Source organism: Pararhizobium sp. IMCC21322 (assembly GCF_030758295.1).
Lineage (GTDB): Bacteria > Pseudomonadota > Alphaproteobacteria > Rhizobiales.
Map to the genome: position 1 here is coordinate 2908361 of NZ_CP132335.1, position 12991 is coordinate 2921351.

At 54.2% G+C, this 12991-nt stretch carries 12 protein-coding genes and 1 tRNA gene; 6 read left to right on the forward strand and 7 right to left on the reverse strand.

What is annotated here, in order from left to right; translation table 11 throughout:
• Positions 1–34: 34 nt before the first annotated feature.
• Genes RAL91_RS13750 through RAL91_RS13765 form a run of 4 tightly spaced genes read right to left on the reverse strand, consistent with a single transcriptional unit; the run spans position 35 to position 4798 of the window.
• Positions 35–1096, reverse strand: a complete 1062-nt coding sequence (locus tag RAL91_RS13750; RefSeq protein ID WP_306256789.1) for a dihydrodipicolinate synthase family protein — start codon at positions 1094–1096, stop codon at positions 35–37.
• Complete coding sequence (locus tag RAL91_RS13755) at positions 1093–2709, reverse strand: acyl CoA:acetate/3-ketoacid CoA transferase (RefSeq protein WP_306256790.1); 1617 nt, start codon at positions 2707–2709, stop codon at positions 1093–1095. The genes RAL91_RS13750 and RAL91_RS13755 overlap by 4 nt, the downstream gene beginning before the upstream one ends.
• On the reverse strand, positions 2706–3458 hold the full coding sequence (locus RAL91_RS13760; protein ID WP_306256791.1) for an enoyl-CoA hydratase/isomerase family protein: 753 nt from the start codon (positions 3456–3458) through the stop codon (positions 2706–2708). The genes RAL91_RS13755 and RAL91_RS13760 overlap by 4 nt, the downstream gene beginning before the upstream one ends.
• Positions 3455–4798: an FAD-dependent oxidoreductase gene (locus RAL91_RS13765; RefSeq protein WP_306256792.1), complete on the reverse strand. Its 1344-nt coding sequence runs from the start codon at positions 4796–4798 to the stop codon at positions 3455–3457. Before RAL91_RS13765 ends, RAL91_RS13760 begins: the two co-directional genes overlap by 4 nt.
• A 107-nt stretch (positions 4799–4905) precedes the next feature.
• Here RAL91_RS13765 and RAL91_RS13770 point away from each other — a divergent pair, with 107 nt between their 5' ends.
• On the forward strand, positions 4906–5601 hold the full coding sequence (locus tag RAL91_RS13770; RefSeq protein ID WP_306256793.1) for a GntR family transcriptional regulator: 696 nt from the start codon (positions 4906–4908) through the stop codon (positions 5599–5601).
• Between the two features lie 336 nt (positions 5602–5937).
• Here the strand turns inward: RAL91_RS13770 and RAL91_RS13775 are convergent.
• Positions 5938–6027, reverse strand: a tRNA-Ser gene (locus tag RAL91_RS13775).
• 157 nt (positions 6028–6184) lie between these two features.
• Here RAL91_RS13775 and RAL91_RS13780 point away from each other — a divergent pair.
• From RAL91_RS13780 to tmk, 4 genes are all read left to right on the forward strand, one after another.
• The gene (locus RAL91_RS13780; protein ID WP_306256794.1) at positions 6185–6595 is read left to right on the forward strand and encodes a hypothetical protein; all 411 of its coding nucleotides are present in this window, start codon (positions 6185–6187) and stop codon (positions 6593–6595) included.
• Between the two features lie 163 nt (positions 6596–6758).
• Positions 6759–7484, forward strand: coding sequence for a septal ring lytic transglycosylase RlpA family protein (locus RAL91_RS13785; RefSeq protein WP_371932412.1), 726 nt, complete (start codon positions 6759–6761; stop codon positions 7482–7484).
• A gap of 36 nt (positions 7485–7520) precedes the next feature.
• On the forward strand, positions 7521–8753 hold the full coding sequence (locus tag RAL91_RS13790) for a D-alanyl-D-alanine carboxypeptidase family protein (RefSeq protein ID WP_306256795.1): 1233 nt from the start codon (positions 7521–7523) through the stop codon (positions 8751–8753).
• Entirely contained in the window at positions 8728–9420 is a 693-nt protein-coding gene (gene tmk, locus RAL91_RS13795) for a dTMP kinase (RefSeq protein WP_306256796.1), read from the forward strand. Before RAL91_RS13790 ends, tmk begins: the two co-directional genes overlap by 26 nt.
• 21 nt (positions 9421–9441) lie before the next feature.
• Here the strand turns inward: tmk and RAL91_RS13800 are convergent, their stop codons facing one another.
• A complete protein-coding gene (locus tag RAL91_RS13800) occupies positions 9442–9849 on the reverse strand; it encodes a GFA family protein (protein WP_306256797.1) in 408 nt (135 codons plus the stop codon).
• Between the two features lie 204 nt (positions 9850–10053).
• Between RAL91_RS13800 and RAL91_RS13805 the strand changes: the two genes are divergently transcribed.
• Positions 10054–11988, forward strand: a complete 1935-nt coding sequence (locus tag RAL91_RS13805) for an acyl CoA:acetate/3-ketoacid CoA transferase (protein ID WP_306256799.1) — start codon at positions 10054–10056, stop codon at positions 11986–11988.
• A gap of 11 nt (positions 11989–11999) precedes the next feature.
• On the opposite strand, the gene RAL91_RS13810 is transcribed toward RAL91_RS13805, so the two are convergent.
• Positions 12000–12794, reverse strand: coding sequence for an SDR family NAD(P)-dependent oxidoreductase (locus RAL91_RS13810; protein WP_306256800.1), 795 nt, complete (start codon positions 12792–12794; stop codon positions 12000–12002).
• Between the last annotated feature and the right edge of the window lie 197 nt (positions 12795–12991).

Here is a 12991-nt window from a genome sequence, read left to right on the forward strand (position 1 = left end):
CATGTCCTTGAAAAATTGCATCCTTAAGCGTTGCTTAGCTCAGCCAGCGTTCGAGATTGGCGGCGACAAATGCATTGTCGTTCATTTCGGGATAATGTCGGATCACCCGGTCGATTTGCTCGGCTTGGCCGGGGCTCATTATTTCGTTGGAATCAAGACACCAAGTGCCTTCCACCAGCCCCTGACGGCGCAACACTTCAAGGCAGCCAGGGATACAGCCTTTCAGTTCATTGAGTGCATCGTAGATTGCAAGGTTACAGTCGGTAACCATGGAATCCAGCGCTAGCAAATCTTCTGGAATATCGGCTCCGTCGGGCAGGGCATGAATGCGTTCCAGCATTTCAACCGCAGGCTTTACCCACACACTCCAGTGACCAAGCAAACCGCCGCGGATGCGAACACGTTTTTCACGCGAACCGTCTGCATTGCGAACCACGAAGGGTTGCAGCAGGTCGAGCACGATGTGGTCATCATTACCGGTGTAAAGCGTGACCCGATCACCTGCACCTGCATCCTCCACCGCGCGGACGATTTCCAGGGTTCGGTAGCGATCAAACGGCGCCATCTTTATGGCAATGATATTCTCGATTTGTGCGAATGCGAGCCAGAAATCGTAGGAAAGGTGAAAGCCGCCAACTTCTGGAAGGAGGGCGAATCCTATCACTGGCATTTCGCTTGCGATGGTGCGGCAATGCTCCAGAATATCGTCCTCGGACACGCCTTTCAGAAAGGCAAGATTGAGCAGGACTGCGTGGTAGCCAAGAGAGCGGGCTGTACGTGTCTCTTGCAGCGCCTGCGCCGTTTTGCCGGTGACGCCAGCCACCAGTACCCTGTCCTCGCCACCCCAGTTTTTTGTGGTTTCGGCAGCCAGCTCAAGCACGGGCGCATAAAGGCCAACATTGCGAATGGCAAATTGCGTGGTGTGCACGCCAACGGCTATGCCACCGGCGCCTGCGTCCATGTAGTAGCGCGTGACGGCACGCTGGCGCACCCGGTCCAATTGCCGATCAGAGTTCAACACCAACGGGTGAGCAGGCAGACAGGCGCCTTTGCGCAGGGTCGCCATGACAGGTGATGGAATGTCCGTGGCGTTCATGCGTTGGCCTGCTTCCTGGTTTGTGCTTCAAGCGGAATAAAGTGTGCGCCGTCCATTAATGGCAGTGGGTTGGCGATACGCACCGGCGCAAAGTCCATCAGATCGAGCACATCTTTTTGCAGATCGATGCCCGGTGCAATTTCCATCAACTCCAGACCATCCGGGGCAATACGGAAAACCGCCCGTTCTGTTATGATCATGGCGTTCTGGCCGCGCTGCACAACACCCTCCTGCGCCCGATAGGTGATGGAGGTGGCTTTTTGCACAAACTTTTTTACCTTGCCCTCGGCAAGGATAACCAGGCGGCCATCGACCACATCGCAGCGCAAGCCACCGGTGGTAAAAGTACCAGCAAAGATAAGCCGTTCTGCATTTTGGGCTATGTCGATGAAGCCACCTGCGCCGGGATTGGCTGACCCGAACTTTGAAACATTCACAATGCCCTGCGCGTCGAATTCTGCGAAAGACAATGCAGTGAAAGGGCAAAGCCCGCCATCAATGGCATCAAACTGAGTTACGCCATCCAAAATCGCATCAGGGTTCAGATTTGCCGAAAATTGCCAGCCGGGCATGACGATGCCGCCATAAGCACCATGTTCAGTGGTGCCAGGGTAATCCGCCAATTGTCCATTTTCGAAAAGACCCTGTTCAGCCATGACCAGCGGCACATCTGTAGCCGCGCCAAAGCCGAAGATGCCAAGTTCGTGTTTGCGCACTTCAGGGGCAATGCGGTTGGCTATGATCCTGTCCGTGGAAAAGGGGGGTGCTTTCAGCGTGCTAATATCCACACGGTGACCGGAGAAATAGGCCGGCTCGTAAGGCACATCTGTGGTCATCATCATGTCCGGATCGACAACGACCTCATCGACATAAACGCCGGGAAGGCGGACCTGGGTTGCTGTGCGATCAGCGTTGCCTACCACGCGGCGAACCTGTGCGATCACCTTGCCACCCGAAGCTTTGGCTGCGAGCGCAAGCGCGATGTTGGCGGTCAGCAACGGCTCGTCTTCCCAGGAAAGATTGCCATGCTCATCTGCCGAAGAGGCGCGCAGGATCGCCACATCAACCGGCCAAGTGGGGTAGTAGAGCAGTTCTTCCTCATCAATGGAGATGATTCGGATCAAATCATCCTGTGCCCTGGCCGTGAACTTGCCACCGCCATGGCGCGGGTCAGCATAAGTGCCCAGCCCTACGCGGGTAATATAGCCGGGGCTTTTGCGGGCCACCTCACGCAGCCAGTGCATGCTGGCACCGATGGGCCAGGAATAGGCTTCGATCTTGTTTTCCCTGATCAACCGCATCAGTTCCGGGCGCTTGCCTGTCTTCGGATCAACCGGGTTGATGTAAGAGCCGGACACGATGCGTTTCATCAAGCCCTCTTGGGCCACATGATCCATGCCTTTGATACCCATGGCATCGCCCGTGCCGCAGGGGAAATAGAAGGTTAGATCCCGTGGGCTTTGGGTTTGCCGATAACGCTGCCCGAGCGCGCCAAGTACGCTGTCGGGCGTGACCCAGCCGATAACGCCAGCGCTGGCAACCGTGCTGCCGGGCATGATGCTGGATACGGCCTGGCTGGCAGAGACGATCTTGCGAGGGGCGGATCTGGTCATGATGGCACCGCGAATCTGGCAAGCATCGCTTTGGCTTCCTCGCCTTCGCAATCACTGGCAAACAGGCGCGAGGCTTCTGTGTCCAACTGCTCTGACGATCCGGCGATTGCTGCCTCGAAAAAACGTTTGGTTGAGCGAACAGCGACAGTGGGCAGGGCGGCGAACCTCTGGGCCATGGAACAGGCCTTTTCCAGCACCTCGCCATCGGCGGCGATGGCGTCAGCTACGCCAAGGCGCAATGCTTCTGTGCCATCCATATTTTCGGTGCCCCAAGTGATCAGGCGAGCTTTGACCGGGCCTGTACGTGCAATCAATGTCTGCAAACCCCATGGCGGTAACCAGCCATTATTCACCTCTGGCATTGCCCATTTGGTGCCGGTGCCGGTGACCACGACATCGCAGGAGGTGGCCAGAATGAATCCGCCACCCAGCGCATAGCCTTCGACAGCAGCAATAATCGGTACCGGCAGGTAAGCCATCTGACGGGCAATACGCGCGGTCAGGTCTTCATGGGCGCACATATCAGCAATGCTCAAGCCACCAAGCTCTTTCAGGTCGCTGCCGGCACAGAAAGCAGGTGGCGCGCCAGTCAGAACGATAGCGCGACAATCCTCATCTACCGCCAAATCGTGCAGCGCGGCCTGAAGCTCAGTGATGCTTTGTGTACCCAGTGCGTTGCGGCGCTGTGGCTTGTTCATAGTGACAATAGCAAAGCCATCGGGTCGTTCGATCAGGATTTGTTCGCTCATCCGTTCAGCCTCGCGCCGTCGCGGTTGAGTACATCGCGCAAATCTGCCCCGTTGATCTCTCGCGGTGCAAGATTCTCGCGCACGGCAATGCTGGCGGCATGACCGATAGCCTGTCCGTAGCTGAAGCATTGGGCCGTCACGCGGGCCGAGGCCACCGCTTCATGTTCAGCGGACAGGCACCGCCCAGCTGCCAACAATCCTTCTCCTCGCTCGGGCACGAAACAGCCATAAGGAATTTCGTAAACATCATTCAGCAGCCACTCGACCTTGGGACGCTCTCCAGAATGCAGCTCAATCGGCCAAGGCGAGCGGGCAATGCCACCGGAAAATTTTTGTCCTGCCAGAATATCGGCATTGCGAAGGGTTTGCACGCCATCAATCTGACGCGTCTGCCGCACGCCAACCTGCACGGCCATATCATTGAGGAAGGAGTTCTCACAACCAGTGAGGGTGTCGGCGAAGAAACGGGCATACTCGCGTGCCTGCTTTCGGCCCTCGATCTCTGCCTCGGCAAAGTCGCGCCAGTTCAGCGGGTTCAATTCGCGACCATCTGCGCCAATGATGCGGGTGCAGTTGCACAGTAATTCGCCTGGACGTGTTGTCGGGAATAACCAGATTTTGGCACGCGGCAAACAGTAGGTTCCGGCTTTATTGGCCGCCACTATCTTTTCAGAAACCGAAGGCGGCATGATCGTATCATCGCCATAAGTGGCCAGAAACGCTGGAACGTCTACGCCCATCAGGCGGAAGATCATGGTGGGGTTTTGCACCCGGCCATTATCACCAATGGTGTTGGGTAGGCCTGCCATTGCAATCAGATCAGCATCGCCGGATGCGTCTACCGTCAGCTTGGCGCGCACGCGTAAGGGGCCCTGCTTGGTCCAAAGCTCCACACCCTCTATTCGTTCACCGCCCTCGTTGAGAACGCGTGTTGCGACGGCATGATAGATCGTCGTGATATTGGAATCGGCCAGAAACGCATCTGCGGTTTCCCGCCAAACGATCGGATCATGTACGCGGGTAAAGGTTTTTCCATAACGTACCGGATCAGCCAGTCCGCCACGCGCTTCAAGCGCTTTGGTGAACTCGTCGGTGAAACCGAACACTGCCTGAACAGGACCGCTGCTGGGATCGTCAGAAGCTTCGTACAAGCCGCATACGGTGCCGGAGTGCCCTGCAACAGCGCCGCCGCCGCAAAATCCGTGGCGCTCTACCAGTACAACTTTCATGCCGTTGCGCGCCGCAGCCACTGCTGTCGCGACGCCTGCCGCGCCACCACCAACAATGACGATATCACAATACAGATCCGGTTGCGTGCGGGCATCTGTGGCAATGATCATGAAATATTCCTCTGATATGCGCCTGATATATCAGGTCTTGTTCTCATGCATATCTGTTGATTATCTGAGAGTCAATCAGTAAAGCTGCACGCCAAGGAGTGTGCGAAATGACTATGGTGCTGGATACGACAGGTGAGGGTGCTGCTTCATCTTCTGAGGAAGCGTATGCGAAAATTCAAAACCTGATCGTGGTCGGCGAGTTGCAAGCCTACTCGCTGATTTCGGAGTCCGATCTGACTCGGAGGACGGGATGCGGACGCACGCCGGTGCGTGATGCACTGCAGCGCCTGAAGTTTGAAGGCTTTGTGGATGTGTTGCCCCGACGGGGCATTCTGGTCACACCCATCGATATTAATCATCAACTGGAGCTGCTGGAAACGCGCCGTCCGCTCGAAGAACTGATGGTGTCACTAGCTGCGGAGCGGGCCACCGATGATCAGCGCGCGCGAATGTGCCAGTTGGCCGATAAACTTGAGGCGGCGATTTCGCATAAGGACCGTCAAGCCTATTTGGCTATCAACCGGGCGATCCATGTTCTGGAAGCCGAGGCGGCACATAATCGTTATCTGTTGCGACAGATGGAAACCATCCATTCGCTCTCGCGACGCTTCTGGTATTCGTTCATTGCCGACACCGACAGTTTTTCCAACGCCGCTGAACACCACGCCGCGACCCTGCGTTCGATTGCAGATGGTGATCCGGAAGCGGCCAGGAGCGCCTGTCACGCCTTATTGAATTTGCTGGAGACAGTTTCACGGCGTGCGATAGAGGTGCGTGTACACGGGGCCATCGAGAAAATCTAACTTGAGCCTTTCGTGTGGTGTTTAAATGTTCTTTTTTTATCGATGTTAAGAACAATAAATACCGTCTGACGCCATACCCCTAAAGCTCAGTCATTTAAGTTTCGCATCACAGAGTATCGTGTGGGTTTGAAGCCACCCTACTGTCCATGACAATTGGTATGAAACCTGATCATCAATCTTGGCACATTGCTGTTGATTTGGGCAAAAGTACAAATTTGACGTGCTTCAAAGGCCGAATTAGTGCGGCCCAGTGCAATGCTTTATGTGGGGTAATTTGTGGGGTGATCGCTAGATCTGTTGAAAGAACTATATAAAGCAGATGTATAGCGAGAAAAATGGCGGATGGGGTGGGATTCGAACCCACGGTACGCTTTCACGCACGCCGGTTTTCAAGACCGGTGCCTTCAACCGCTCGGCCACCCATCCGGCTCGTTTGCGGTACGAGGACCCCTATCTCGCAATCTGCAATGAAATGCAAGAAGAAGTGTAGGTCTTCGGCAAATGATGTGATGAAAAAACAAATCCGACCGGAAATGTGCTGCGTATTCCGTGCAGTTCAGTTCGACAAAGGGATTTGATAAACATGGTTCGGGAATTCTTCATTCGCTTCTTCATGATGACAGCTCTGGCGGTTACCGCCGTATCATTTCCGGCGCATGAGGCTGAGGCGCGACAGGAATTATCGGGGAGCCAGATCAAATCCATGATCACGGGAAAACGTATTTTTTTGAAAGTTCCTTTTGGCGGTGAATTTCCACTGCGTTATGCGTCGAACGGAACGGTGTTTGGCGATGGTACAGCTCTGGGGCTAGGGAAGCGCATGGCACCCAAAGAGGCAGGGCGCTGGTGGGTGAGGAACGGCCAGCTCTGCCAGCAGTGGAAAACATGGTATAAAGGGCAGGTCGCCTGCTTTCGGCTTTTTCAGCTTGATGGCAACGAGCTTTACTGGCAGCGCAATGATGGTCGCTCGGGCAATGCGCGCATTTCAAACTGATGCCAATTGTCATGTGAGGACAGCGACTTAGTGGGTGGGGATATTCACCCTTCGTTAACCAGGTTGGATTCAATTTAACGAAAATTTTGCTTCAATTTGAATGTTCGCTCGCATTGCGGCAAATTTTCATGCTTAAAGAATGTTACCAATGAGAGGGCATTTTTTGCAAACTTCACGGATCATGATGTGTGTAACGCGCTACAGCAAATTTGCTGCAGCAGGAGCGCTTGCCTTGGCTTTGGCCGCTTGCAGCAGCAGCAACAGCCGCATTGATCCCAAATATGGTGTGGCTGCCAGCCCGCGTGTCTCAAAAGCAGCCTACATCCCTTCCGGCGGCGGACGTTATCAGGTTGGCAAACCCTACAAAATTGCCGGCAAATGGTACAAGCCGAAAGAAGTCAAACGTTACGAGAGAACAGGTGTGGCCTCCTGGTATGGCGATGCATTTCACGGTCGCAAAACCGCGAATGGTGAAATCTACAATATGAACGCCTATAGCGCGGCGCATCCCACGCTGCCATTGCCAAGCTATGTGCGTGTTACGAATCTGGCCAACCGCAACTCAGTTGTGGTGCGTGTAAATGACCGTGGTCCGTTTGCACGTAATCGTCTCATCGACCTGTCCAAACGTGCTGCCGGCGCACTGGATTTCAGGCGGCAGGGCGTTGCCAAGGTTCATGTAAGTTACCTTGGCAGGGCACCTGTAGATGGTGGCGACGCCAAGTTCCTGGAAGCATCTGTCCACATAAAAGGTCGTGGACGTCCCGGTATTCAACGCATCGCGGGTGATTTGCCTGCGGACACAACGCCTTTGGCTTACGGCGCTGCCGCACAAATATATTCTGGCCCGTTCAACGATCTGAAAAACCCAACCGCTTCTGGCGAATAGTTCTGCATTTATCATCTTCGTGTTTTGCACCGAAGATTGCAGATTTTTGACCTGTTGAGCGTCATCGCTCTTGTCATGATTCACCAGCCGATGCATCTTGGCGCCATGCATCAGATTTCAAGCCTTTCCAAATCCATTCTGGCAGCCATTTTCTGGCTCACATTGTTGAGTGTGCCAGCTTCAGCTCAACTATATCAAAGCCGCGCACAGCAGGCCATTTTGATCGACATGGAAACGGGCAGCATTCTGTTTCAACAGGACGCTGAGCGCGCAGCACCGCCCGCCTCACTTACCAAGACAATGACAACCGCCATCGTATTCGATGCCCTGAAGAGGGGCGAAGTTACAATGGAAACAGAATTTGAGGTCAGCGAGCATGCCTGGCGAACCGGCGGCGCACCAGCGCGTGGCTCCACAATGTTTGCAGCTCTTGGGTCCAATATATCCGTGGCAGACCTGCTGCGCGGCCTGATCATTCAGTCGGGAAATGATTCAGCGATCATTCTTGCCGAAGGCCTGTCCGGATCAGAAGACGATTTTGCAAAGCGCATGAATGAGTTTGGCAAGACATTGGGCTTGCAGGATTCCAATTTTGCAAACCCAAGCGGATTGCCACATCCAGACCAGCGTGTTTCGCCGCGCGATTTTGTTCGCATTGCGCGATATATTATCGAGGAACACCCTGAATATTACAAAATCTTTGCCGAACGGGATTTTCTGTGGAACGGCATTCGCCAAAGCAACCGCAACCCGTTGCTCTCGGCCCCCATTGGTGCAGACGGCTTGAAGACCGGCTTCAGTCAGGAAGCGGGTTATGGCCTGATCGGATCGGCAGTTCAGGATGGCCGGCGCCTGATCGCTGTGCTCATGGGCTTGAGAAAAGAATCTGACAGGGCGCTTGATGGCAGGCGATTGCTTGAGTGGGGCTTCACGGCCTTTGACGCTGTGGAAGTGTTTCCAGCTGGCATGGAAGTTGGACGTGTTCGTGTCTATGGCGGCAGCGAGGGGCGTGTGGGCGCACAGACAAAGGAACCGGTTGTTGCCTTGATGCCAAAACAAAGCCGCGACGCACTGGAAGGTCGCATCGTTTATACCGGACCGATCTCTGTCCCGATCACGCAAGGTGACAAGATCGCTGATTTGCATGTCTATAGCGGTAATCGGCTGGTTGTTGTGTCGCCACTATATGCCGCCGAAACGATGGAAGCTGCAGGCGTTGTGGGGCGTGCTATTGGCGGCGTCGGTGAATTCCTCTTCGGATGGCTTTGATATGAAAAACCGTGTGCCCAAGGAACCTGGACATTTCATCACTTTTGAGGGTGGTGAAGGCAGCGGGAAATCGACGCAAATCAAGCTGCTGGCGGATCATCTGCGCAAAGCGGATTTTGATGTGTTGGAGACACGAGAGCCGGGCGGCTCTCCAAATGCCGAGGCCATCCGTCAATATCTGCTCAGCGGAATGGCAGAGGGCAAAGGTCCACGCGCGGAAGCGATGCTGTTCACAGCGGCCCGCATGGACCATGTGGAAAACACCATCAAACCCGCTTTGAACGCCGGGACCTGGGTTCTGTGTGATCGGTTTATGGATTCTACCCGAGTCTATCAGGGCATGGATCTGGATACTGAGACCGTTGATCTTCTGGAAAAGATTGCGGTTGAGAAGACCCGTCCGGATATGACAATCCTTCTGGACCTTCCAGCGAAGCAGGGACTGCAACGCGCGTTGTCTCGTGACCCTGATGGCATAAAGGATCGTTTTGAGAAAGAGGACGAGGCGCTGCATGAAGAGCGCCGTCAGGCTTTTCTGCGACTGGCACAATCTGAGCCGAAACGGATAGCGATCATAGACGCCTCCAAACCAGAGCATATCGTCGATTCACAGGTTTGGAAGGCATGCCGGAGACGGTTCGGCATCAGAACGCCAATGGGCGTTTAGCACCCGTATTTCATATCAAATTCAGCCGGGTAATTTTGCATATAGCGGCAAATCAGGGTCCATCCTTGTTGATGGAATGGCACTGTCATTGAATAAATTGGCGCCTGGCTTCACAACATCAGTCTGATCGACATGTCCTGCACGAACACCAATCCCGCCAGGACGTACAGAGTTCTTTGTGAACATCTGAGATCCGCATGTGCCGCAAAACAGTTTGGTCAGGTCACTGCCGCGATCCGATTTGTGATGATAGCTCTGCAAATCCCCGGTAATTGTCAGTTCATCTTCCATCATGAACAGCAAAGTCCCATAGGCAGCGCCGGTGATCTTGCGGCAGTCGGTGCAATGGCAATTCATCGTCATCTTAACGGTGACGTCACCAGAGTAGGAAACGGATCCGCACAGGCATGAGCCACTGATTTTTGTCATGGAATTTTCCTCGTGAACTTCAATTCTGCTCGGAAATAGTCAGACTCCACCAAACCCTGTCAACCCAATTGGGTAAACATCACGCAATCTTGTCTTCCATCGCCCGTTAATAATTCCGCCGTGCAGGGGTTTTGACCTGTGCCATGATCCCTGCGACATTGCGACAAAGCAAGACTGTCCAACATCTGCATTATGGAGACGCCCTTGGCAAATAAGATTGTGTCTGTTGAGGCGGCTACCAGCCTGATTGCAAACGGCGACACCATAACCACCTCCGGCTTTGTGGGTATTGGCGTACCCGAATATCTTCTGAAGGGCGTTGAAGAGAGATTTCTGCAAAGTGCTGAACCCAAAGATCTGACCCTGTTCTTTGCCGCAGGGCAGGGTGATGGCAAGGAACGTGGGCTGAATCATCTTGGCCATGATGGCCTGTTGCGTCGGGTTGTCGGTGGCCATTGGGGTCTCATTCCCAAAGTAGCCAAGCTGGCGGTTGAAGGTAAAATCGAGGCCTATAATCTGCCTCAGGGTGTCATCAGCCATCTTTTCAGGGACATTGCTGCCGGAAAGCCCGGAACCGTGTCTCGTGTCGGTCTTGAAACCTTTGTTGATCCACGTTCACAGGGCGGCAAAATCAACGCTGAAACAACAGAGGATCTCGTCACGACGATTGAGATCGGCGGAGAGGATTATCTGTTTTACAAGGCGTTCCCGATAAATGTGGCCCTGCTGCGCGGAACAACGGCCGATCCTGCTGGCAATATTACGATGGAACGCGAAGCGCTCGTCATCGACAATCTGGCGCAAGCCATGGCAGTCAAAAACTCCAATGGCATCGTCATTGTGCAGGTGGAACGAACAGTCGCGTACGGCTCGCTCAGTCCCAGAGACGTCGAGATACCGGGTGCACTGGTCGATGCTGTTGTGCTCGCACCTGCAGCCGATCACATGCAGACCTTTGCGACTGCTTACTCACATGCTTATGCAGGCAGGTTTCGTGTCGAGGCGGATGCAATCCCGCCGATGCCCCTTAAAGCGCGCAAGATTATTGCAAGACGTGCGGCTTTCGAATTGCCGGTCAACGGGGTTGTGAACCTTGGGATTGGCATGCCGGAAGGCGTCGCTTCTGTCGCTTCGGAGGAAAAACTGCTCAGCCATGTGACCCTGACTGCGGAGCCGGGAGTGGTCGGTGGCCAGCCGGCATCGGGGCTTGATTTTGGGGCCGCCATCAACACCGATTCCATCATCAATCAGGCCCAGCAATTTGACTTTTATGATGGTGGCGGGCTCGACCTTGCTGTTCTGGGCATGGCAGAAATCGACGCGACCGGTTCTGTCAATGTCTCGCGTTTCGGACCAAGGCTTGCCGGCGCAGGTGGCTTTATCAATATCAGCCAGAATGCGCGGTCCGTTGTTTACACCGGAACCTTCACCTCCGGCGGTGCCCGGATGTCGGTTGAAGATGGAACGCTGACCATCCAGTCAGAAGGCCACATTCGCAAATTTGTAAAGCACGTTGAACAGGTCACATTTGCCGGGCCGCGGGCGGCTCGTATGCAACAACCGGTCCTTTATGTAACCGAACGCTGCGTATTCCAACTGACACGCGATGGACTGGAACTGATGGAAATCGCGCCTGGCATTGATGTGCACCGCGATATTCTTGCGCTGATGGATTTTGAGCCAATTATGACAGAGGTCACGAAAATGGATGAGCGCATTTTCAGGTCCGCGCCAATGGACCTGCGGGTCGATCTGTTGCATCTGGATTTGAAGGATCGCATGGCGCTTGATGCAACCAAGGGGCAGCTATTCATCAATTTGGAAAAAATGCGCATCCGCAATTTGCATGATGTAACGCTGATTCGCGAGCGGGTGGAAGAAATCTGCGCCGGCTTGGGCGCGCGCGTAGACGCAATCGTGAACTATGATGGAACGTTCATAGAACCCGACATTGAAAACGACTATGCTGCAATGGTGAAGGAGTTGGAGGATCGGTTTTACAGCACGGTGACGCGCTATTCAGGATCGGCATTCATGCGCCTTAAACTTGGCACGGTCTTCCAGCGGGATACGGCACCTCACATTTTTGAAACCGCAGATGAAGCAAGGCGATTTCTGGCGCAGATGAAAGACAGCTGAGGCGTCCTTCACTACGCGGGGACAGGCGTGCCGTCCCACGCAAAGACCTGCCCACTGTGCTCTGCAGTCAGTCTGGACAAGGTTTGAACCAGATAGTTCGCTGACTGTTCGGCTGAAAATAATTTGCCATCCGGGACATTGGCTTGAAACGGTTTTGACAGCTTTGTGTCCACGGTACCTGGATGCAGTCCCACACAAATCGCTTCTGGCCGGGTTCTCGAAAGCTCGATTGATGCGGTTTTCAGGATCTGGTTCAAGGCAGATTTGGAAGCGCGGTAGCTGTACCAGCCTCCCAGTTGATTGTCGGAAATGCTCCCGACACGGGCAGATAATGCGGCAAAAATGGTGCGCCCGGATTTTGGCAAGAGCGGCAGAAAATGCTTTGCAGCGAGGGCTGGAGCAACCGTATTTGCAGCGAAAATTTCCTGCATGGAGTGGGCAGTTACGCTGCGCAAGGATTTCTCAGGTCCCGTGCCTTGCGACGTATGCAAGGACCCAACGGCGACGAGAATCAGGCGGATGGGAGCGAACTTATTTTGCTGCAGACTACCTTTGATGGTCGCAACGGTTTCAGCCAACTGTTCTTCATTCAATGCATCTGCAGTTAATGAGGTAACAGCTGGGTATTCGGATGGCTGTTTCTTACGATTGATCGCAAAGACATGCCCTGATGCATCCACTGTGTTCGCGGCGACCGCTTTGATGGCTTCTTCAAGAAGCGCATTGCCGATGCCCCCACTTGTTCCCACAAGAATTGCGCTGAAGGGCGCGTCAAAGCCGAACATTTGCGAATCCATATCAACCATTCTGACGGCTCCGTCTTCAATCTGCGTTTCGTTTTGTCGTTCGCCAAAGAATTAGAGCAGTCAGGCCGGAAAACCAGCGTGCTTGCACGCGAATTCGATACATTCGAAGAGCAGGCCACACATGTGGGGTTCAAAGACATAAAAAAAAGAGGCCACCGAAGTGACCTCTTTTCGTGAGATACAGGCAGGCTACAAGA